Origin of the sequence: Pseudomonas sp. W2Oct36 (assembly GCF_041060465.1) — a bacterium.
Lineage (GTDB): Bacteria > Pseudomonadota > Gammaproteobacteria > Pseudomonadales > Pseudomonadaceae > Aquipseudomonas > Aquipseudomonas graminis_B.
In genome coordinates, this window is the sequence record NZ_JAUERW010000005.1 from 227,803 (window position 1) to 249,526 (window position 21,724).

Here is a 21,724-nt window from a genome sequence, read left to right on the forward strand (position 1 = left end):
TTTCTGTGCAACCCTGTATCCCTTGCGCGGCAGCAGTCGCGCCAAACTCGAAAGAAGGTAAACCACGTGGCAAATTCCAAAGTATTTTTCGACATCACTGCCAACGACGAGCCAATGGGTCGCATCGTCATGGAACTGCACAACGACGTCGTTCCGAAAACCGCTGAAAACTTCCGCGCCCTGTGCACCGGCGAGAAAGGCGATGGCCTGAGCTACAAGGGTTCGTCGTTCCACCGCGTGATCCAGAACTTCATGCTGCAGGGCGGTGATTTCACCAACCACAACGGCACCGGCGGCAAGTCCATTTACGGCAACAAGTTCGAAGACGAAAACTTCACCCTCAAGCACACCGCCCCGGGTGACCTGTCGATGGCCAACGCTGGCCCGAACACCAACGGCAGCCAGTTCTTCATCACCACCATCGTCACCGAATGGCTGGACGGCAAACACGTCGTCTTCGGCAAAGTCGTTGAAGGCATGGACGTGGTCAAGGCCATCGAAGCGCTGGGTTCGCAATCCGGCCGCACCAGCAAGAAAGTCATCATCGCCGACTGCGGCGAACTGACCGAGGCCTGAGCATGACGTCGGCGCCTCACGCTGAATCGACGGTGCCGACGCTCTACTCGTTCCGCCGCTGCCCCTACGCCATGCGCGCCCGCATGGCGCTGGGGTATTGCGGCGTACCGGTGCATACCGTGGAAGTCAGCCTCAAGGCCAAACCGGCCGAGATGCTCGAACGCTCACCCAAAGGCACGGTGCCGGTTCTGGTGCTGCAAGACCGGGTGCTGGAGCAAAGTCTGGACATCATGCATTGGGCCCTGGCGCAGCATGACCCGGATGATTGGTCCCTGGCCGACGACGGGCAGCGGCAGATCGCCGAGCTGATCGCGGAAAACGACGGCAGCTTCAAGCAGGATCTGGATCACTACAAATACGCCGTGCGGTATCCCGAATTCACCCAGGAAGAATACCGTCAGAGGGGTGAGGATTTTCTGCGCAGGCTGAACGAATTACTGGCGTCACGGGACTTTCTGATCACCGATCGACTGACCCTCGCCGACATCGCCATAGCGCCGTTCATACGGCAGTTCTGCGCGGTGGATGCGGACTGGTTCTGGCAAAGCCCCTACCCCAACCTACAACGCTGGTTACAGCGATTTCTCGCATCGGACCTGTTCATCGCCGCGATGGCCAAGGGCTGATTGCAACCGCGTTGGTTAATAGCCAAACCACTTCGCTACACCACCTCCATCTGAAAGATCGGTGAAATCATCTCGCTGTGCCGTGGCGGCGGATTGCCGGTGTTGAGTTTCTGCGAGCGCTGCATCTCGACCGCTTCAGCGACCTCGGTCTTGAACGCCATGCTGCGCGCCACACCCCCCACTGAACCTTCGCCATGGCCGAGCAATGAGCAGCCGTTGTTGATGAGCGCAAAAAACACAATCACCCAAAAGTTCGCGCCTTTCACGACGCACGCCCCAGGGACTGAACTGCCGCGCGATTGAGTTCAACGGATGCTGTTTGCGTCGACATCTGCGACGGGGCATTGAGTGGTGGGTTCGTGCTGATGACGGTGACCACTGCGATGAAAACAACATACAACGCGATGGCGGTATAAGCGCCGTGTTTGATTGAAGTGAGAATGGCAGTGGCCATGTTTGAAGCTCCGGGACGTGTCTGTTTCAGGCCCCCAGAATGCTTGAAGTGATATTTATTAAAAAACGATGGCTGGCGATTCAAAAGATCGATGGTGTTGATTATTCAAGAAGTTAATCAGCTTGATAGACCAACGCATTGGTCCTATTGACATCAATCCAAGTGGGAGCGAGCTTGCTCGCGAATAGGCTGGGACATCCACCAAATCTCCAGAGGCTGAAATGCAGTCTTCGCGAGCAAGCTCGCTGCCACATGATCGGTGCCTGCTGTTGGAAACCGGGCGTCGCCCCTTGAATCCAGCCCACAAAAAATCCCCATCGCTTATCCAGCAGACAGGGACCAAAGGGGAGGAAATCAACGCTTTCGCGAACAAGTTCGCCGGCACTTGATGCAGGGCCTGACACGCAGTGGTCAGTGGGTCGCATCAACCTGTAGAAGACGAAGTTGCTCGCGAAAGCGTTTTCCGGTGATCAAACAGTTGCAGCTCTTATCAGGTTCTTACAAATCCATTCCCCGGCAACGATACGTTCGTTAACGGGGAATGGATTCACTTCGAAGTGCTGTTCATTGTTGAATCTTGTGATCCAGAGCGGCGTAGAAGTTGGCGCTTTGTTGCAGGTACTTCGGGGTGTAACTCTGGGTCGAACTGACTTTCTTGTCGGTCGCTTCAACACTGGCACTGGCGGGCAATGCAACAGTGGCGGAGATGGCGGACGCGGCGATGATGGAGAAGAGATTGAAGTTCATGGTGGGTACCTCGCTGTGGCGTATCGTTTCAAGTCTTGACCGTCGTGGCCGTGGAATGAAAGTTACGCCCGAGGATGTTCTGGAAAAAATCTTTTCTGCCACTAGCCCTTATCACCTGAATTGATACAGGCCCGGAGCCCTTGAGAACCAAGGGCTGAGCCTGCGTCAAAGTGTCGCTGAGGTGCTTGTTCGGGGATTACTTGGCCGTGAGGAAATGAAAGTCGGACGGCGAATCGAAGTCGACTTTCTGCACGGTGTCGCCCAGCAGGCCGGTTTTCGGGTCAAAGCGAACGGTCACGATCTGGTTGCTCTTCTGGTTGGCGATCAGCACAAAGTGGCCGCTCGGGTCGAAGGCGAATTCGCGCGGTTCCTTGCCTTCCACGGCGCGGCGCTGGATTTCCTTGAGCTGGCCGTTGGCAGCATTAATGCTGAACACCAGCAACTCATTCACTTCGCCACGGTTGGCAACGTAGAGGAATTTGCCGTCCGGCGAGGTATGCAGGCCACCGGCAGCGCGGTTTTGCTGACCTTCCTTGTTGGCGAGGTCCACCAGTTGGGTCTGCTTGAACACGCCGTCGTGGTAGTCAAACACCGCCACTTGCGCCGTCATTTCCATCGTCAGCCAAGCGTGCTTGCCGTCTTTGCTGAAGGTCAGGTGACGCGGACCGCTGCCCGCTGGCAGATCGACCGAAGGCACTTTCGCGGCTTGCAGCGGCTGGGGCTTCTTGGCGTCGTAGTTGAAGACGAACATCTTGTCGGCGCCCAAGTCCATCGCGATCAGGTACTTGCCATCCGGCGTCGGTACCGCGGCGTGGACGTGGGATGAAGCCTGACGCTCCGGATTGACCTTGCTCGCTTCGTGGGTGGCGGTCTGCACCACCGGCGCCAGTTTGCCGTCCTTGCCGACCGGCACTACCGCCAGCAGGCCACCCGGATCGGGGTTCACGGCGTAGTTGGCGACGAAGAGGAAACGGCCGTCCAGGCTCAGGCTGGAATGGGTCGGCTCCTCACTTTTGGTTTCGACCTGATTGAGGAACGACACCGCGTGGGTCTTGGGGTCGATGGCGTAGCTGCTGACTTTGCCGACGACGTCAGTCTGGCCCGGCCCGTTTTCGTTGACCGCGAAAAGGTGGCGCTGGTCCTTGGAGAGGGTCAGCCAGGACGGGTTTTCAGTGTTGATCACCTGACGCGGTTTGGCGTCGAGCTGACCGGTTTGGGTGTTGAAACCGAGTCGGTAGATGCCTTCGCTGGCGCCGGCGGTGTAGGAACCCACCAGTACGTCGTAATCAGTCATGGGTTTGGCCTGAGCAGAGAGCGCGGAAAGGCTGCTGGCGAGCGCTAACCACGGCAGAAGTCTGGGAGTCATTTGGGGTGTTCTCTTCTTGGAGTTGTTGGCGCGGCGTGCGCGCGGGGGTCTCCGGCTATGACAGCGGATTGCGGAAAGTAGTTGCCGACTGGGGGCTGTGAAACTGCGAGGGCATGAGGCTTGCCAGGGTTGGATTGATTTACGGTTGACCGCCGCATGCCCGGGGACAGATTGATTTACGGTGAAGCGTTGTAAATAAATCAGTCCCCTCGATACAGTAAATAAATCAGTCCCCTCGATATTAGTCCCCTCGATATTCACTCTGCAGTGCAACAGTACGCGGTTACTCCTGCTCGCCCTCTTCGTCCTCATCACTCGCCGAGATGCCATTGAGCACCACGATGCGGTGGTCGGCGTTGCCGTCGTTAACGACCCAGCTTTGCAATTCGGCATCAAATTCGGCGGCGTCGATCTGCGCCAGCGAGAAGCGCCAGACCTTGCGCTCGCGGCCGTCCATGCTTTCGATCTGGAGCATGTCGTCGAGGGTAAATTCGAAGGCGTGCAGGCCGTCGATTTCCAGCATGCTGTGGGCGGTCAGCGCGTTCTGGAGTTCAGTGCGCAGGGATTGAGGTGTCGAGGTCATGGCAGTCGTTCGCATCAGTGAAAGCGCGAATGATAGGTGAAAAGACGCCGAAGCAGTGGCTTCGGCGTCGTTAGAGAGCGAAGTCAGTCCTGAACCGCTTCCCTGGCGTAGTAGCGCGCCGGGATGCCCCAGACGATCAGCGCGATAGCCAGCACGCTGACGGCGAACAACGCAAACAGCGCAGGCGTCGCCGTGCCCGTGAGGTCCTTGATGCGGCCAACCATGAAAGGCGCGATGATCCCGCCCAGTTGCCCGAGGGAGTTGATCAGCGCGATGCCCGCCGCCGCAGCGATACCGGTAAGGAAGCGCGGCGGAATGGTCCAGAAGATCGGCATCCAGGCGATGATGCCGGTCATGATCATGGTCATGCCGATCATCAGCGGCAGGAGTTGCCCGGGAAACAACGCACACACCAGATAGCCCGCAGCCGTCAGCGTTGCGCAGCCCGCCATGTGCCAGCGGCGCTCGCCGTGGCGGTCGGAGCTGGCGCCGATCAGCAGATTGCCGATCACCGCGCCCACATACGGAATCACCGTCAGCAGGCCGATGTTCAGCGTATCGATCACACCGGCAGTTTTGATCAGCTGCGGCATCCAGAACAACAGCCCGGTCAGCGCCATGACCAGGCACAGGTAAATGCCTGACATCACATAGGTGGTCGGGTGCTTCCAGATGTCTTTCACGGTCTGTTTGACGACGGGTTTGGCCTCTTTCGCCATCCGCGCCAGCACCACCTGTTTCTCCTGATCACTGAGCCAGGTGGCGTCTTCGATACGGTCCTTGACCAGCCAGAACACCACGCCGCCGAGCAAGATGGACGGGATGCCTTCGATCAGGAACAGCCAGCGCCAGCCGGCCAGGCCCATAACGCCATCGAAGTGACCGAGGATCAGCCCGGCAATCGGACCGCCGACAATCCCGCACAGGCAGATGGAGCTTTTGAAGTAGGAGTTCACCCGCGCCCGACGTGAGCCCGGATACCACTGGGTGAAGAAATACAGCACGCCGGGGACAAAGCCCGCCTCCATCACGCCGATAAGAAAGCGCAGCGTGTAGAACCAGAACTCGGTCTGCACGAACATCATGCACGCGGACGCGATGCCCCACGACACCATGATCCGTGCAATCCAGATCCGCGCGCCGATCTTGTGCAGCAGCACGTTACTCGGCACTTCGAACAGGAAGTAGCCGACGAAGAACAGGCTCGCGCCCAAGCCGTAAACGGTTTCGCTGAAGCCCAGATCGCTGGCCATCTGCAATTTGGCGAAGCTGATGTTGACGCGGTCCAGGTAGGCAAACAGGAAACAGGCGATGAACAACGGCACGATTCGCCAGCTCACCTTTCGATAAATGCTGTCCTCGAGCGCGTCGACATCGACCCGTTCCAGCGGGATGGCAGTGGCGGTCATGGGTCGCACCTCGTATTGTTTTTTTGGGTGTCGTATCGAGCGCAGCCGCTAGCAGGCAAGCAACTGTAGGAGTGAGCTTGCTCGCGATGGCGTGATTCCGGTGCCCCCTCTCAGTGGCTGGAGACCGCATCGCGAGCAAGCTCACTCCTACAGGTTTTCTGCAGAGCGGCGAGGCATCAAAGTTGCTTGATGCCACCCGGCTGGAAAACGGCCTCGGCCGGTGCAATACCGTTGATCAACGGCGCGCCAAATTCATGCTGGCTGATTTCGAACTTGTCCCCCGGCCGGGTCTTGATGCCGTCGGCAAACGACAGCGTCGCGGTGCCGAAGAAATGCACGTGGACGTCGCCCGGCCGCAGGAACTGGGCGTATTTAAAGTGGTGGTACTCAAGGTTTTCCAGGCTGTGGCACATGTTGGCCTCGCCGCTGAGAAATTCCTTCTCCCACAGCACCTGGCCGTCACGGTGGATGCGGCTGGTGCCCGCCAGGTTCTGCGGCAGATCGCCAACCCGCAGCTCCGGCCCGAACGAGCAGGCGCGCAGTTTGGAATGGGCGAGATACAGGTAGTTCTTGCGCTCCATGACGTGATCGGAGAATTCGTTGCCGATGGCGAAACCCAAACGGTAAGGCTTGCCGTCGTGACCAATCACGTACAGGCCGCTCAGCTCGGGCTCTTCGCCAGCGTCTTCGGAAAAGGGAGGCTGCGGGAACGACTCGCCCGGACGAATGACGATGCTGCCGTCGCCCTTGTAGAACCACTCCGGCTGCACGCCCGGCTGACCGGCCGCCGGCTTGCCGCCTTCCAGGCCCCATTTGAAGATACGCATGGTGTCGGTCATGCCCGCTTCGTCATTGCCTTGCTGGTGCATTTTGTCCCGCGCCGAGGCACTGCCCAAGTGCGTCAGGCCCGTGCCGCTGACCAGCAAGTGGGCCGGATCCGGATGGTCCAGCGGCGGCAGAATCATCAAATCGGCGCGCAGCTGCGAGTAATCGTGATTGTCACCCAGGCCCAGGCTATCGACCTGCTCGGCGAGGGAGATGTGATTTTCGATGGCCGCCAGGGCCAGCTCACGGGTGCTGGTCGCGCCCTGGATTTCGCGCACCAGCGGACCGTCCACCAGACCGACGCGACGCTGGCCATTGCCCAGCTCGAACTGTACTAAATGCATGGGGTTCTCCTGTTTGGGGTCTACACGGCCGCTCCACGGAGCGGCCTGCGGTTAACGAGAGCCGCGCGCGCTGGCGGCAAATTTCGATTCGGGCAACACGTGCTTGCGTTCCAGAACGCGGTAGACCACACCGGTCAGGATCAGCCCGCAGATCATGACGCCTGAGAGGAAGTACAAGCCGCTGGCCAGATTGCCGGTCAGTTCTTTCAGCCAGCCGATGACGAAGGGGCCGATGTAGCCGCCAAGATTGCCCACCGAGTTGATCAGCGCAATGCCCGCCGCCGCACTGGCCCCGGCGAAGAATCGACCGGGCAAGGTCCAGAACACCGCGGTGCAGGAAAACAGCGAGAACGCCACCAGCGACAGCGCCGCCAGTTGCAGCACCGGAACCGTCAGGTACGCGCTGAGAAACAAACCGATGGCGCCGATCACATACAGCACCGCCAAGTGGCCATAGCGGTCATTGAGCCGGTCGGAGCTGCGCGGCACGATTAACAGGCCGACGATGCCGAAAATGTAGGGCACGGCAGAAATGAAGCCCGTGGTCAGATCACTGCCGCCAAACTGTTTGATCAGCGTCGGCAACCACAGGCCGAGGCCATAAATGCTCAGGGTCACAGGGAGATAGAACAGCGCCAGGAGCAGGACGCGTTTGTCTTTCAGCGCGTGCAGCGGATTGCCATGGCGGGTCTGGCCGTATTCTTCCAGGTCCTTTTTCAGCTCGCCAGCGAGCCATTGCTTCTCGACCGGGTCCATCCATTTCACGTCTTTCGGGCCGTCAGGCAGCCAGCGCAGCACCGGCAGGGTCAGCAGAATCGCCGGCGCGCCGATGCACAGAAACAGCCACTGCCAGCCGTGCAGTCCGGCCACCCCTTCCAGGCCCAGCAAACCACCGGAAATCGGGCCGGTGATCATCATCGCGATGGGTTGGGAAAGGATGAACAGGCCAAGGATCTTGCCGCGATGGCGGACCGGGAACCATTGGGTGATGTAGTACAGAACGCCCGGGAAGAACCCAGCTTCGGCAGCGCCAAGCAAGAAGCGCATGACATAGAAGCTGGTCGGGCCCTGGATAAAGGCCATGCCCATGGTGATGACGCCCCAGGTGACCATGATCCGCGCGAACCAGCGCCGCGCGCCGAAGCGTTCGAGCATCAGGTTGCTGGGGATTTCCAGCAGGAAGTAGCCGATGAAGAACAGGCCGGCACCCATGCCATAGGCCGCGTCGCCGATGCCGACGTCCGCGCCCATGTGCAGCTTGGCGAAACCGACGGCTGAGCGATCCACGTAAGCGATCAGGTAGAGCAGGATCAGGAAGGGAATGAGTTTCAGGGTGATGCGACGAATAAGCCTGAGTTCCTGGCTCATGGATGCGGTCCTCATTGTTTTTGTTATGGAAGCCTGCGGGGATCGCCTCTGCCTTCGTGTGCGCATTGCTGCGGGTGAAGCCGGCAGGGTCGTCCCTCGGTTGAGATCGACTATATAGTATTACTATTTAAGGTTACAACTCTTCCACTCGTGACATTTTCGGCCTATTTTAGTCAGCACCTGCAGCCTTTAGTCTTACAAATAAAGCCTTACAATAAGAGTGCTGATTTATGTCTGATTCCAATAAGAAACCCGTGCTGCGCTCCGCCCAGTGGTTCGGTACCGCCGACAAGAACGGCTTCATGTACCGCAGCTGGATGAAGAACCAAGGCATCGCCGACCACCAGTTCCAGGGCAAGCCGATCATCGGCATCTGCAACACCTGGTCCGAACTCACGCCCTGCAACGCCCACTTCCGCACCATCGCCGAACACGTCAAACGCGGCGTGATCGAAGCCGGTGGTTTCCCGGTTGAATTCCCGGTCTTCTCCAACGGCGAATCGAACCTGCGCCCGACCGCCATGCTGACCCGCAACCTGGCGAGCATGGACGTCGAAGAAGCGATCCGCGGCAATCCCATCGACGGCGTTGTGCTGCTGACCGGATGCGACAAGACCACCCCTGCCCTGTTGATGGGCGCTGCCAGCTGTGACATCCCGGCCATCGTCGTCACCGGCGGGCCGATGCTCAACGGCAAACACAAAGGCAAGGACATCGGCGCCGGCACCATCGTCTGGCAGATGCACGAATCCTACAAAGCCGGGCAAATCAGCCTCGACGAATTCCTTTCCGCCGAATCGGGCATGTCGCGCTCGGCCGGCACCTGCAACACCATGGGCACTGCTTCGACAATGGCCTGCATGGCCGAAGCGCTGGGCACCTCACTGCCGCACAACGCTGCGATTCCTGCGGTGGATTCGCGCCGTTACGTACTGGCGCACATGTCCGGCATGCGGGCTGTTCAGATGGTCAACGAAGACCTGCGCCTGTCAAAAATCCTGACCCGCGAAGCTTTTGAAAACGCCATCCGCGTCAACGCGGCCATCGGCGGCTCGACCAACGCGGTGATCCACCTCAAGGCCATTGCCGGTCGCATCGGCGTGGACCTGGAGCTGGACGACTGGACCCGTATCGGTCGCGGCACGCCAACGCTGGTGGACCTGCAGCCTTCCGGGCGCTTCCTGATGGAAGAGTTCTACTACGCCGGTGGCTTGCCGGCCGTATTGCGTCGTCTGGGCGAGAATAATCTTATCCCCCATCCCGACGCCTTGACTGCCAACGGCAAGACGCTGTGGGAAAACGTGCAGAACTCGCCAATCTATGGCGACGATGAAGTCATCCGCGCCATCGACAATCCGCTGGTCGCCGACGGCGGCATCTGCGTGCTGCGCGGCAACCTTGCGCCACTGGGCGCGGTGCTCAAGCCATCCGCCGCCACGCCTGCGCTGATGAAGCACCGGGGTCGGGCGGTGGTGTTCGAAAACTTCGACATGTACAAGGCACGCATCAACGATCCGGATCTGGACGTCGACGCCAGCAGCATCCTCGTGATGAAGAACTGCGGGCCGAAGGGTTATCCAGGCATGGCCGAAGTCGGCAATATGGGCCTGCCGGCCAAGCTGCTGGCCCAGGGCGTGACCGACATGGTGCGGATTTCCGATGCACGCATGAGCGGCACGGCCTATGGGACGGTGGTTTTGCACGTGGCGCCCGAGGCCGCAGCCGGAGGTCCGCTGGCGGTGGTGCAGGAAGGTGATTTCATCGAACTGGATTGCGCGACCGGCCGTTTGCACCTGGACATTCCGGAAGCGGAACTGACCGCGCGCCTGGCCGATTGGCAAGCGCCGCCACAGTTGTTGATCGGCGGATACCGTCAGCTGTACATCGACCATGTGATGCAGGCGGATCAGGGTTGCGATTTTGACTTCCTGGTGGGTATGCGCGGCTCGGAAGTGCCACGGCATTCCCATTGATTAGGAGCCATTGATTGAATGCGCCACGCCCCTACAGGTGGAGGCAGAGTCCACCCTTGCGCTCTGTCGCCAATGCTATGATGCGCCGCATTCACCGCTCAGGATTGCCCCGCGCCCCATGGATTACCGTAAGCCCTCCGACCGTAAAAGCATGCACTCGCGCATTGTCCAGGACATCGGCATGCAGATTGTCTCGGGCCGCTTCAAGCCTGATGACAAACTCCCCGCCGAAGCCTTGCTTTGTGAAGAATATGCCGTCAGTCGTCCGGTGCTGCGCGAAGCCACGCGGGTGTTGGTCGCCAAAGGGCTGGTGTATTCCCGGCCGAGGGTGGGCACGGTGGTCAAGCCGCGCCGGGAGTGGCACATTCTTGATCCGGACGTGCTGCACTGGCTGATGCAAAGCTCGCCGCAGAATGAATTTTTCGCCCTGCTCACCAGCGTGCGCAGCATCATCGAACCGGCTGCCGCCGCGCTCGCTGCGCAACACGCGACCCCCGAAGACCTTGCGTCCATCGGCGAAGCCTACGACCGCATGGCCGCCGCGCCCACCGTCGAGGACGTGCTGCAACCGGACCTCGATTTCCACAGCCGCATTGCCGACGCCACCCACAACGACCTGCTCGCGCACTTGTGCAACATGCTGTCGCTGGCACTGCGCGAGGCGTTGAAGCATTCCAACAAGCGCCCGAACCTGCACGAACTGGCCCTGCCCCGTCATCGTGCGATCCTCACCGCCATCGAAAACCGCGATGCGCTGGGTGCCCATCACGCCACGCTGGTGCAACTGGACGATGCACGCAACGCGCTGAATGTGGTGTTGGGGCAAGGCGTGAAGCTTTAACGCCACAAAACGACGCGTGCACTTCGTAGGACCGGCTTTAGCCGGGAAGCCTTTGATCTGCTCTCGACCGCAGCAAAGCGCACGCAATCTCAGGGCAGATAAATGCTGAACAACCCGCCGCCCAGCTCGCCGCCGTTGGTAATTTCGATGTGGCCGGGGACGCCTTTTCGCTGGTGCTGCTTGGCGATGTTCGCCGCGAAATACAAACCCAGCCCTGTGCTGCCGCTGTTCTGGTTAATGCCCAGCACGTAGTCGGTGTGCTCCTCGATCATGCGCGCAGGAAACCCCGGGCCGTCGTCGTTGATGCTGATCACCAGCTGCTCGCCGACCTGGCCTGCCGTGATCAGCACTTCACTGCGCGCAAAACGAATGGCGTTGATGACCACGTTGGACACCACCGACCCCACCAGCTCCCGATCAAAGAACCCCGGCAGACCGAAATCGTCCACCGCATAGCGGGCCGTGATGCCGCGGCTGACGAGCACCTCCTGATGGAAAGCCAGCTGCGCTTCGATGAAGTCATCCAGCTCGTGATAATCCGGGCGCAACGGCAACTGGTTCACGCCCAGCTTGTACAGCCCCAGCAACTGCACGAGCATGCCGTTGAGATGAGCGAACTCGTAGTCGATGACGCCCTGATCCGGCGTACCCCGACAGGCCTCGGGAAGCTGCTTGACCCACTGGCCGTGGGCCTGGATCAACGACCCCAGCGAGTTCTTCATGTCATGGACGGTGGAAGCAATCACCATCGAGAAGTCGAGCCCGAGATCCTGATCTTTCATTCGCCGAAAGCCCTGAGCCGCAGTTTCTGGAAACGTTCGAAGCGAGCGTCGCTTTCCGGCATCTTGCCCACCATCTTCAGACTGTTCTGACATTCCGCCAGGCTCGCCGCGTCGAGGTTATGAACGCCCATGTGCAGCAGCGACTGCGCCATGTTCAGCGCGATACTGATGTTCTTCGGTTGCAGTGCCAGGCCCTGGCGGAACAGGTCCTGCGCCTCGCCGAGCTTGCCGGCGCGGTAACAGCGAATGCCCTGAATGTTGAAATCGATGGCCGCCTTGCCCGCGCCCAGAATTTCAGGATCGTCGGTCTGCCTGGCGATGTTCTGCATGACCTGCGGGTCGTCACCGTAAATTTCGGCACAGCTTTTCAGAATGCCCGCGCCAGCGTCTTCCTGGCCGAGGGCCTTGAGCTGCGAAGCCACTGCCAGTGCCGCATCGGCGCTCAGAAACTGCTCCATGCCCTCGAGCCGCTCCATCGCCTGCTCGGTCAGCTTGGCGGCCATTTCAGGGTCGGAGGACGCGACGCTGGTGGCTTTCATCAGACGCGCGCGCACTTGCAGGCCGGCGTCGTTGCCGTTTTCCTTGGCCACTTCGGTCAGGGTCTGGTTGATCTCCACGCGGGTGCGCGCATCCAGGCCGCGTTCGCCGCCACGGCTGATCAGGGCCTGAGCAAAACCCAGGTTGGTTTCCGGGTCTTTGAAGCGGGAAAACTGGCCCTGGGAAACGGCTTGACGATACGCCTTTGAAGCGCCGTCGAAGTCCTCGTTTTCCAGCGCCAGCTTGCCCAGCAGACGCTGACGGCGCACGGCATAAGGCGATAAGCGCACCGCTTCTTCCAGCATCTTTTGCGCACGCTTGCTATCGCCGGTGGCCACCAGCACATCCGCCAGCCCGTCATACAGCACCGGCATGGCATTGAAGGCGCGAATGGCTTCTTCGTAAACGGTCTGCGCTTCAGCATGGCGCCCACGCTTGAACAACAGTTTGCCCAACGCCGCATAGGCCCAGGGTTGCGGACGATCAGCGAGGATCGACTTGAGAAAGGCTTCCAGCGGCTCGTGCTGATTGAGGTCACGCAAGGCGTCGGCTTTATAGCGCAGGCAAAGCGGCGCGAAGCGGGGTTCCTGTTGGGTCAGTGCGACGCAGGCGTTCAGCACCTCGGTCGGATTGCCACGGTCCAGCGCCTGCAAAATCGGCTTGAGCAACGTCTTGCGCTGGACGATCTTCTCCAGACGCTGAGCCAGGCTCGCGCGGTTGAACGGCTTGGTCAGGTAGGCATCCGGCTCCCACTCCAGCGCACTCATCACCATCGCCTGGCTGTTTTCGGCGGTGACCATGACGAACACACTTTCATGACTGATCAGCCGATCGGTCATCAGGTCTTCGAGCACCTGTTGGCCGTTCTTCTTGCCGTCGCCCAGATTGAAGTCGTGGAGAACGAAGTCGTAGCGCTTCTGCGCGCACATCTTCAACGCCTCCTCGCCGGTGTCGGCGGTGTCCACCACCTTGACCCCCAACTCGCGCAGCATCGATCGGACCGAACTGCGGAAGTCGGAAAAATCGTCGACGATCAGAAAGTTTTTTTGGTTCCACGCCAGCATCGAGATTCCTGTCACCGGATAAAAATTCGGCCCTGAGGCACTTGCAAGAGCGGCGGTCTCGTTCCCGACGTCGGGGTAGAGACGGCCAATAGAGTTGCGGCATGACGCCACTTGTCCGAGTTATCGGCGGCAGCGGAGCAAAGCTTAGGCACCCAGCGCTGGAAAAGTGACGCGCACGCTCCGTTGCGACGGAGGATCAACGCCCAAGGAAGCGTAGGAGAATGGGTAAAGTCCTCGGGCGTCCCGCCGATATCCAGTCATGCAACGCGTAGCCAACAGCCACAACCCCACCCTCTCCGAGTGCGCCCTATGTCCTGGCTGACCGATCTGAAATTGAAGACCAAGCTCCTTTCGGCGTTCTGCCTGTGTGCGCTGATCACTGTAGTGGTGGGTGTGCTGGGACAGAGCGGTATCTCGCGCCTGTACGAGCTGTTTGAAAATACGGTGAGCGACAACCTGGTGTCGATCGCCAAGGTCGATTCGGTCAAGGCCAACGTCATCGCCACCAACCGCGACTTTTTCAAGGCCATCGGACTGAGCGCGCTCAAAGCCAACCCTGACGACATCAACGCCGCGATCCAGTCACTGAAAGAAAACCAGGCCCAGGCCGAGACGGACTTCAAGACCTACCGCGCCACGCCGCTCGATCCGGATGAAAAAGCCGCAGGCGATGACTTCGAACGCGACTGGGCCGCTTACATCAGCGCCGCCCTCAATGCGCTGTCTGTGGCGCAGAGCGGAGACCTGGAGCAAGCCAGCAAACTGGCCGCGACCAGCGTGACGCCCAGCTATCGCAAGACCATGGGCGAATTGAAAATCATGATCGAATCCAATCTGCGCCAGGCCAACGAGCAGGCACAGGCCGGGGTTGAAACCGACACCCAGGTGACGTGGATTCTGATCATCGGTTCGCTGATCGCGGTGGTGTGCGCCATTGCGCTGGGGCTGATCGTCACGCGCATGATCACCCGGCCGATCTATCAATCGGTGGCAAGCGCCACTCGAGTGGCGGCCGGCGATCTGAGTCAGCCCATCCACGTCGGCGGCCAGGACGAAACCGGGCAGTTGCTCAAGGCGCTGTCCACCATGCAGGGCAGCCTCAAAGGCACGGTTCAGCAGATCGCCACCGCCTCGGATCAGCTGGCTTCTGCGGCTGAAGAGCTGACCATGGTGACCGACGACAGCACCCGCGGGCTGATGCGTCAGAACGATGAAATCCAGCAGGCCGCCACGGCCGTCAACGAGATGACCGCCGCGGTGGAAGAAGTGGCGCGTAACGCCGCCAGCGCGTCGCAGGTGTCTGCGCAGACTTCCGAAGACGCCATCAAGGGTCAGCAACAAGTGCAGCAGGCTGTCACCGCGATGAACACCATGACCGTGGAAATCACCGAATCGACCGAGCGAGTCGGAGCGCTGGCCGGGCAGATCCGCGACATCACCAAAGTGCTCGACGTGATCCGCGGGATTGCCGAGCAGACCAACCTGCTGGCGCTCAACGCGGCCATTGAAGCCGCCCGCGCCGGCGAGCAGGGTCGAGGCTTTGCGGTGGTGGCGGACGAAGTACGTGCCCTCGCCCACCGCACCCAGACCTCCACCGGCGAAATCGAATCAATGATCACCAAGGTGCGCAATGGCGCCGACGAAGCCGTGCAGGCCATGGGCAAGAGCCAGGCAATCGCCGTGCATACCCAGTCACTGGCCACCGAAGCCGGCCGGGCACTGGAGCGCATCAGCGAAGGCGTCAGCCAGATGAACGAACGTAATCTGGTGATCGCCAGCGCGGCCGAGGAACAGGCGCAAGTGGCTCGCGAGGTAGACCGCAATCTGGTGAACATTCAGGACCTGTCGACGCAGACCGCGGCAGGCGCCAATCAGACCAGCGCGTCGAGTCAGGCGTTGTCGCGACTGGCCGTGTCGTTCCACGGCATGGTGGGCAAATTCACGCTGTAACCGGCTTGGCGTTTCGGCGCCAGGCCAGCCAATCGTCCCCCTGAGACAAAATGGCGTATTGACTAATTTGACACTCGATTTGTCGAAAATGACATTTCGGGTACAATCCCCGCCCGCCGCAGGGGATGGACCTGATGACCAGGTCCTGCGGTGGATGATGTTTACTCAAGCTGCTGATTCCAATGACCGAATAAAAAGCACAGCGCCGAGGGACATAGAACACGAGGTCGACCTGTTGACTGGCCTCTTGACCCTTCCTCCTCGTTTTCCGAGAGCGAAGCCTGTCTGACGTTCGCGCCGCACGATGGCGCCCGGCACTGCAGGACGTTGCGCGACGAATGCGGCAGGCGGATAACTTTCTATCTATTGGATGATTCGATGTTCAAGAAAACGAGCACCGCTCTACTGGGCCTCGCGATTTCGGCCACCTTCCTGCAAGCCCACGCCGCAGAGAGCAAGAAAGTCGATGTCCTGCTGATCGGCGGCGGCATCATGAGTTCGACCCTGGGCGTCTGGCTCAATGAACTCGAACCAAGCTGGTCGATGGAAATGGTCGAGCGCCTCGACGCCGTCGCCGAAGAAAGCTCCAACGGCTGGAACAACGCCGGCACCGGTCACTCCGGTCTCGCCGAGCTGAACTACACGCCTGAAGACAAAGACGGCAAGGTCAATATCTCCAAAGCCATCGAGATCAACGAAGCCTTCCAGGTCACCCGTCAGTTTCTGTCCTGGCAGGTCCGCCAGAACGTCCTGAAGAACCCGCCTTCGTTCATCAACACCACACCGCACATGAGCTTTGTGTGGGGCGATGACAACATCAAATTCCTGAAAAAGCGTTATGACGCGCTGCAAGCCAGCCCGCTGTTCCGCCCGATGCAGTACTCCGAAGACCCGGCGCAGATCGCCAAGTGGGTCCCGCTGATGATGGAAGGCCGTGATCCTTCGCAGAAGCTGGCGACCACCTGGACGCCAATCGGCACCGACGTGAACTGGGGTGAAGTCACCCGTCAGTACGTGTCGTACCTGCAGACCCGTCCCAACTTCGATTTGAAGCTGTCCAGCGAAGTCAACGACATCACCCGCAACGACGACGGCTCGTGGCACGTTGAATACAAGAACCTGAAAGACGGCACCACCACCGGTACCGACGCCAAGTTCCTGTTCATCGGTGCAGGCGGCGGGGCATTGAAGCTGCTGCAGAAATCCGGCATTCCCGAAGCTCAGGAGTATGCAGGCTTCCCGGTTGGCGGTTCGTTCCTGGTGACCGAGAACCCGACCGTGGCCATGCAGCACATGGCCAAGGCTTACGGCATCGCCTCCACCGGCGCGCCGCCCATGTCGGTTCCGCACCTGGACACCCGCGTGCTGGACGGCAAGCGTGTCATCCTGTTTGGCCCGTTCGCCACCTTCTCTACCAAGTTCCTGAAAGAAGGTTCGTACTTCGACCTGTTCAGCAGCATGACCACCCACAACATCTGGCCGATGACCAAGGTGGGCGTGGAGCAGTACCCGCTGGTCGAGTACCTCGCCGGTCAGCTGATGCTGTCTGACGACGACCGCTTCAAAGCGCTGCAGGAATACTTCCCGCACGCCAAGAAAGAAGACTGGCGCCTGTGGCAAGCCGGTCAGCGCGTGCAGATCATCAAGCGTGACGCGGACAAGGGCGGCGTGCTGAAACTGGGCACCGAAGTGGTTTCTTCCCAGGACGGTACCATCGCTGCCCTGCTGGGCGCATCGCCAGGCGCATCGACTGCTGCACCGATCATGATGAATGTCCTGGAGAAGCTCTTCAAAACCCAGGTCGCGACGCCTGAGTGGCAAGCGAAGATCCATCAGATCGTGCCGAGCTATGGCACCAAGCTGAATGACTCGCCAGCCGCTGTTCAACAAGAGTGGAACTACACCGCCGAAGTGCTGCAACTGGGCAAGCCGCCTGTGCTCGATCAGAGCGTCGGCACCAGCACTGCCGCGCCGGGCAAGCCTGCTGAAAGCAAGCCCGCCAGCGACATGGCGCTGTAACAACGCCTGACCGGTTGCATCGATTCCGATGCCGCTGATCACGAAAGCCACGAGACTCCGCGTCTCGTGGCTTTTTTATTGCCCATTGATCCCGTCGAGTGACGCGCGAATTGCCCGAGGAATTCGTCGGCCGCTGATGACGTGAAAATGAACGGCAAGCGCTTGCGTTGTGTCCACCCTATAGAACCAGTGAGGGGCAACGGTATGGACGCTACAAACACGCAAGTGCTGAGGGATGTTGTCGTCATCGCAGGTTCACGAGGCGCCCCCGAGGCCCTCCGTCACCTCCTCGCCAAGCTGCCGGCGGATTTTCCCGCTGCCGTGCTCATCGTGATTCACACCCACCCATTAGGTCCGGACTACCTGGCGTCTGTGCTCGCTCGGTACTCGACGCTGCCTGTGGACTACGGAAAAGAAGGCGAACCGGTACTGCCGGGCCGTGTGTATCTGGCTCCTGCGGACCGGCATCTGGAGATCGTCTCGCCCGGGATCATTCATCTCGACGACGGCCCCAAGGTACACCTCGCACGTCCTGCCGCCGATCGCCTGTTCACCACGGCTGCCGAAGTGTTCCGCGAGCGGGTGATCAGCCTGGTGCTGTCAGGCGGCGACTCCGACGGTTCGGATGGCGCGGTAGAGGTCAGGAACGCTGGCGGGTTGAGTTTCGTACAGCGTCCCGAGGAAGCGCCGGTGCCCAGCATGCCGATTGAGACGATGCGAAAAACTATTTTGAGCCCTCAGCTGAGTGCGGAAGAAATGGCGGACGCGCTGACCAAAGCGGTCCGCACCGTCAACAGCTGACATATCACAGGAGGCCAGAGAGCATGCCAGGAGGCGAACAGCATCCGCCGCCGTCAGGCGCCTTCGATCTATTGGACTTGGGGCCGGGGCGCAATACAGCCGTGTTTCGCCTGACCCTCGCGTTCATGATCATGGTGCTGATGACGTTCCTTTCGGTCGAGGGGTGGCGCGCCTGGCGCGATTACACCCACGCCTACGACTTCGCCCGAGACTCGGTCACCAACCTGGCCCGTGCCACCGCGCAGCACGCCGAGGACGCCATCCGGCAAGTCGACATCCTTACCTACGCCCTGGGCGAGCGGGTGGAGGGCGATGGCTTGGCCGCTATCAACGTTCCGCGCATCCACACACTGATGGCGGAGCAATCGAAGCTCATGCCTCAGCTCCACGGGCTTTTCATCTATGGCGCCGACGGGCGATGGATCGTCACCGACAAGGACGTCACCCCGGACACCGCAAACAACGCCGACCGTGACTATTTCAACTATCACCGCACCCACACCGATCGCCGTGTGCGCATCAGCAACGTGGTCAAAAGCCGCTCCACCGGCGAGCTGATCATTCCGGTCTCCCGAAGGCTGAATAACGCTGATGGCTCGTTCGCAGGTGTGCTGCTGGGGACCATCAAACTCAGCTACTTCATGGATTATTACGGCGACTTCAAGATTGATGATCGCGGTGCGCTGGTGCTGGCGATGCGAGACGGGACCATTCTGGTCAGACGCCCGTTCATTCATTCCGTCGTGGGGCAAAGCCTGGCTCACAGCGAGATCTTCAAACGCTACCTGCCGACCGTCAACGAAGGGATCGTCGAGATCAAAGCCGTGGTGGACGGCACGTACCGGTTGTACGGATTTCGTGCGCTGTCGAGTTATCCGCTGGTGGTCGCTGCCGGGCTGTCGAGAGAATCCTTCGTCGGGCCGTGGCGTCGTGATCTGCTCAAGTCCGGACTTGTGCTGCTGGTCCTGGTCGCCGGCTTTATCGGATTTGCCTTCATCGTGCTCACCCAGCTGCGCGGACGGATGGCCATGGAGAGCGAGATTCGCCTCGCCCATCAGGCCGTCAGAGACATGGCCCTGACCGACAGCCTGACCAGACTGGGCAACCGGCGTCGCCTCGACATGACCCTCGAAACCGAGATCGGCCGGGCAAAACGACAGCGCTACCCCCTCGCCTTGATCATGCTTGATATCGACTACTTCAAGCGCTTCAACGACCGCTACGGCCATGCGTCGGGTGACGACTGTCTCCAGCAGGTCGCCCAAGCCATCAGCGGCGTGTTGAAGCGGCCTGCGGACCTCGCCGTTCGCTACGGTGGCGAGGAATTCACCGTGCTGCTTCCGGATACCGACCTCCAGGGCGCGGGCCGCCTCGTGGAGGACATCCTGCAGGCCATCCGGGCGCTCGCGCTGGAGCACGCCGATCATCCTGAAAAGATCGTCACCGCAAGCGCAGGCGTGACGGTCAGGTTCCCTGCGCGGGAAGACACGACGCCTGCCGGCATGATCAAAGCGGCGGATGCCTATCTTTACTACGCGAAAAATAATGGCCGCAATCGGTGGTACGCGGATCAGTACCCACAGGCGAGCGCGCAGGCATGAATGACAGCTCGGGTTGACTGGCGGGTGGGCGAGATGTGAGACAGGTGTTCGGGCGGGAGTAAAGCGAGTCAGATATGTCCCCTGCAGGAATCGAACCTGCATCTAGCCCTTAGGAGGGGCTCGTTCTATCCGTTGAACTAAGAGGACACCAAATCGGACGGCGTGCATCTTAACGACAAGGCGCTGGCTTGTCATGTCGTCATTATCAATGGGTGCTGTAAGACGCTGCCTCTCGCTCACATCATAGGGCTATCGTGCAGAATGCAACGATGGCCATGGGCCTTATTGCAAAACGCAACCCTACAATCCTGAAAATCCTAATTATCCTGTTGATTTTTATAGCATTTCTTTGGACTAAGGGTTGGCATGCAGACTGCAACATACTCTTCGCGAATCACCCCTCTGAACGCCGTCCAAGCGAAGGTACCCGAGATGAACATGACACTGTCCCTGCTCAATGCTGCCGCGCTTGTCGCATTGGTCGCCTTCCACTTCCAGAACGATGGCAGCACGTCAGAGACCGTGAAATCAGAGAGCATCGCGGTTCAGGCTCAGCCTCATCACCTCATACTACAGACGCCACGGTTCGCAGTCATGCCAAGCCAGGGCACGGAAGCCATTCTGGCCCATGACAGTGAAGAAGCCGTGCCGGTGAGTCGCTCGGAGCGCTGGGTGTTCTGAACAGCGGGTGCTGATCAGCTACCACAACGGCTTCGACCCGCTTTCCGTGAGAGAGCACCCCATTAGAGAGCAGCCATGTCCAAAGCAGCAATTTCGTTTCTGATCCTGGCCGTCATGGCCCTCGCCACTGACCAACTGCTGGCTCCGTCAATGGAAACCATGAGTACCCTGGCGAAAGCAGCCGCAGCAATTTTCGCCAGCCTGTTCGTTGCAGCGCTGTTTGTGGGTCGCCGTATCAAGTTTGACCCGGTTTTGCGTTAACCCAAGCCCCGACCCTTCGCCAGCACTTGCTGGCGCATCAAGTCGCCAAACATACGACGCCGGATACCCTGTCTCTGTGGGCTTAGGCTTACGCTACAGCGACAAGGGCGCAATGAACCCTTCGTCTCTTTCTTGAATGCCTCCTCGTATTATCCCCAGTCTCCCTCTACGATGAAGACAGATTGCCATCACGGCGTTTGCCCAGCACTGCAAGGGTGATCAGAGTTTCACTTTGCAAACCAGGACGCATTTCGGATAATTGGTGCTGGCTAAAAGCCTTTATGTAGTTCAATATTTGTCACACATTTGACGCCAAGGAATCGACACGTTGGTGCAGGATGGCGATCCTTTATGCGGGCTGGTTGAACATTTCGGCCAAAAGACAGTCAGAGCATGACATCTGCGGCCTAATGTAGAAACCGCCTCTCTCTTTGAACTAATTCGGTTAAATATATGAGCCCTATGAAACAGGCCAATTATTCCAGTCGCACAGCTGACAAGTTCGTAGTTCGCCTACCGGAAGGCATGCGCGAGCGTATTGCGGACGTCGCCAAACAGCACCACCGCAGCATGAACTCGGAAATCATTGCGCGTATTGAGCAGAGTCTGATTCAGGAAGGCGCACTGGGTGATGAGCCGAGTCTGCGTCTGGACAGTCCGGAGCTTTCGCTCCACGAACGCGAGCTGCTGCAGCGTTTCCGTCAGTTGGCTCACCGCCAGCAGAACGCACTGGTTTCGTTGATTGCCCATGACACTAGCCTGGCAAACGACGACGAATAAGTCGTTTAAACCAGAGACTTTAAAGCCAGCACACTGCTGGCTTTTTTGTGCCTGAAACTTGATGAATTCATAGCTTCCAACCCATTAAGCGGCATCGCGCACATTAAAAAACCGCCCTGAAGGCGGTTTTGGGTGA

21 protein-coding genes and 1 tRNA gene are annotated in these 21,724 nt (G+C 59.7%); 11 read left to right on the forward strand and 11 right to left on the reverse strand.

The window, feature by feature from the left end; all coding sequences use genetic code 11:
- Positions 1-66 precede the first annotated feature (66 nt).
- Positions 67-576, forward strand: a complete 510-nt coding sequence (locus tag QWI18_RS10290; RefSeq protein WP_296312085.1) for a peptidylprolyl isomerase — start codon at positions 67-69, stop codon at positions 574-576.
- 2 nt (positions 577-578) lie between these two features.
- Positions 579-1,202 carry a glutathione S-transferase gene (locus QWI18_RS10295; protein ID WP_369318782.1) on the forward strand — a complete coding sequence of 208 codons (624 nt, stop codon included), beginning with the start codon at positions 579-581 and terminating at the stop codon, positions 1,200-1,202.
- A 35-nt stretch (positions 1,203-1,237) separates the two neighbouring features.
- On the opposite strand, the gene QWI18_RS10300 is transcribed toward QWI18_RS10295, so the two are convergent.
- The 8 genes from QWI18_RS10300 to QWI18_RS10335 form a co-directional block, all read right to left on the reverse strand.
- Positions 1,238-1,447 carry a hypothetical protein gene (locus QWI18_RS10300; RefSeq protein WP_369318783.1) on the reverse strand — a complete coding sequence of 70 codons (210 nt, stop codon included), beginning with the start codon at positions 1,445-1,447 and terminating at the stop codon, positions 1,238-1,240.
- Positions 1,448-1,464: 17 nt separating this feature from the next.
- On the reverse strand, positions 1,465-1,656 hold the full coding sequence (locus QWI18_RS10305) for a hypothetical protein (protein WP_369318784.1): 192 nt from the start codon (positions 1,654-1,656) through the stop codon (positions 1,465-1,467).
- A 564-nt stretch (positions 1,657-2,220) separates the two neighbouring features.
- A complete protein-coding gene (locus tag QWI18_RS10310; protein WP_065986171.1) occupies positions 2,221-2,403 on the reverse strand; it encodes a hypothetical protein in 183 nt (60 codons plus the stop codon).
- Between the two features lie 196 nt (positions 2,404-2,599).
- Complete coding sequence (locus QWI18_RS10315; protein ID WP_369318785.1) at positions 2,600-3,769, reverse strand: lactonase family protein; 1,170 nt, start codon at positions 3,767-3,769, stop codon at positions 2,600-2,602.
- Positions 3,770-4,052: 283 nt separating this feature from the next.
- Positions 4,053-4,352 (reverse strand): DUF5629 family protein, encoded by a 300-nt coding sequence (locus tag QWI18_RS10320; RefSeq protein WP_192135403.1) that lies wholly within the window; start codon positions 4,350-4,352, stop codon positions 4,053-4,055.
- Between the two features lie 83 nt (positions 4,353-4,435).
- A complete protein-coding gene (locus tag QWI18_RS10325) occupies positions 4,436-5,761 on the reverse strand; it encodes an MFS transporter (protein WP_065986174.1) in 1,326 nt (441 codons plus the stop codon).
- 176 nt (positions 5,762-5,937) lie between these two features.
- Positions 5,938-6,930 carry an AraD1 family protein gene (araD1, locus tag QWI18_RS10330; RefSeq protein WP_369318786.1) on the reverse strand — a complete coding sequence of 331 codons (993 nt, stop codon included), beginning with the start codon at positions 6,928-6,930 and terminating at the stop codon, positions 5,938-5,940.
- A 51-nt stretch (positions 6,931-6,981) separates the two neighbouring features.
- Entirely contained in the window at positions 6,982-8,298 is a 1,317-nt protein-coding gene (locus QWI18_RS10335) for an MFS transporter (protein ID WP_065986176.1), read from the reverse strand.
- 230 nt (positions 8,299-8,528) lie between these two features.
- On the opposite strand from QWI18_RS10335, the gene QWI18_RS10340 reads away from it, so the two are divergent.
- Together QWI18_RS10340 and QWI18_RS10345 are read left to right on the forward strand one after the other, a co-directional pair.
- Positions 8,529-10,271: an IlvD/Edd family dehydratase gene (locus QWI18_RS10340; protein ID WP_065986177.1), complete on the forward strand. Its 1,743-nt coding sequence runs from the start codon at positions 8,529-8,531 to the stop codon at positions 10,269-10,271.
- 118 nt (positions 10,272-10,389) lie between these two features.
- Complete coding sequence (locus QWI18_RS10345; RefSeq protein ID WP_065986178.1) at positions 10,390-11,112, forward strand: FadR/GntR family transcriptional regulator; 723 nt, start codon at positions 10,390-10,392, stop codon at positions 11,110-11,112.
- Positions 11,113-11,201: 89 nt separating this feature from the next.
- Here QWI18_RS10345 and QWI18_RS10350 read toward each other — a convergent pair whose 3' ends face one another.
- A complete protein-coding gene (locus QWI18_RS10350) occupies positions 11,202-11,894 on the reverse strand; it encodes a sensor histidine kinase KdpD (protein ID WP_065986179.1) in 693 nt (230 codons plus the stop codon).
- Entirely contained in the window at positions 11,891-13,495 is a 1,605-nt protein-coding gene (locus tag QWI18_RS10355; RefSeq protein ID WP_065986180.1) for a response regulator, read from the reverse strand. The genes QWI18_RS10350 and QWI18_RS10355 overlap by 4 nt, the downstream gene beginning before the upstream one ends.
- A 309-nt stretch (positions 13,496-13,804) precedes the next feature.
- Between QWI18_RS10355 and QWI18_RS10360 the strand changes: the two genes are divergently transcribed.
- From QWI18_RS10360 to QWI18_RS10375, 4 genes are all read left to right on the forward strand, one after another.
- Positions 13,805-15,445, forward strand: coding sequence for a methyl-accepting chemotaxis protein (locus QWI18_RS10360; RefSeq protein WP_192135410.1), 1,641 nt, complete (start codon positions 13,805-13,807; stop codon positions 15,443-15,445).
- A gap of 378 nt (positions 15,446-15,823) precedes the next feature.
- Entirely contained in the window at positions 15,824-17,464 is a 1,641-nt protein-coding gene (mqo, locus tag QWI18_RS10365) for a malate dehydrogenase (quinone) (RefSeq protein WP_065986182.1), read from the forward strand.
- 204 nt (positions 17,465-17,668) lie between these two features.
- Positions 17,669-18,265 (forward strand): chemotaxis protein CheB, encoded by a 597-nt coding sequence (locus QWI18_RS10370; RefSeq protein WP_296308207.1) that lies wholly within the window; start codon positions 17,669-17,671, stop codon positions 18,263-18,265.
- A 125-nt stretch (positions 18,266-18,390) separates the two neighbouring features.
- A complete protein-coding gene (locus QWI18_RS10375; protein ID WP_369318810.1) occupies positions 18,391-19,866 on the forward strand; it encodes a diguanylate cyclase in 1,476 nt (491 codons plus the stop codon).
- A gap of 75 nt (positions 19,867-19,941) precedes the next feature.
- Here QWI18_RS10375 and QWI18_RS10380 read toward each other — a convergent pair.
- Positions 19,942-20,013: transfer RNA gene (locus tag QWI18_RS10380), tRNA-Arg, on the reverse strand.
- Between the two features lie 285 nt (positions 20,014-20,298).
- Between QWI18_RS10380 and QWI18_RS10385 the strand changes: the two genes are divergently transcribed.
- The 3 genes from QWI18_RS10385 (at position 20,299) to QWI18_RS10395 (ending at position 21,588) form a co-directional block, all read left to right on the forward strand.
- Positions 20,299-20,547, forward strand: coding sequence for a hypothetical protein (locus QWI18_RS10385; RefSeq protein ID WP_369318787.1), 249 nt, complete (start codon positions 20,299-20,301; stop codon positions 20,545-20,547).
- 75 nt (positions 20,548-20,622) lie between these two features.
- Positions 20,623-20,808: a PA3371 family protein gene (locus QWI18_RS10390; RefSeq protein ID WP_192135415.1), complete on the forward strand. Its 186-nt coding sequence runs from the start codon at positions 20,623-20,625 to the stop codon at positions 20,806-20,808.
- Between the two features lie 453 nt (positions 20,809-21,261).
- Complete coding sequence (locus QWI18_RS10395; RefSeq protein ID WP_065986187.1) at positions 21,262-21,588, forward strand: Arc family DNA-binding protein; 327 nt, start codon at positions 21,262-21,264, stop codon at positions 21,586-21,588.
- Positions 21,589-21,724: the final 136 nt, after the last annotated feature.